The following is a 340-nucleotide window of genomic DNA, read 5'->3' as shown; positions in this document are numbered from 1 at the left end:
CGTGAGTACTTAGTAAAGGCGATACTCGAAGGGGTGTTCTCTGCGGATGAGGCTTTGCCTTCTTGCCGTAAGCTCTCTACTCAGCTAAAGGTTTCGCGTGATACGGTATCGCTGGTTTATGAAGGGCTGTCTGATGATGGCTACCTGATCAGCAAGCCAAGAAGTGGTTACTATCTGTCTGAAAAATATCGATTAAGACTGCAAGAGGTTGAGGATGAGCTGGATCATTTTGAGGCAGACAATCCCGCCAGCGCACCAAACTGGGCTAGCCGGTTAAAAATCTCTACTGATCGCTTTCCTCGCATCGTTAAACCGTCACATTGGAGCTGCTATCAATATC

The 340-nt window shown here is 47.6% G+C and carries 1 protein-coding gene; it reads left to right on the top strand.

Features of this window, described 5'->3' with window-relative positions; all coding sequences use genetic code 11:
- The coding region (locus AB4585_RS29235; RefSeq protein ID WP_372172314.1) for a GntR family transcriptional regulator at positions 1-340 on the top strand (340 nt) is incomplete at both ends.

Source organism: Vibrio sp. 10N.222.49.C9 (assembly GCF_041474985.1).
Classification (GTDB): Bacteria; Pseudomonadota; Gammaproteobacteria; order Enterobacterales; family Vibrionaceae; genus Vibrio; species Vibrio crassostreae_C.
The sequence above is the reverse complement of the archived record's forward strand: the minus strand, read 5'-3'. Positions and strand labels throughout refer to the sequence as shown.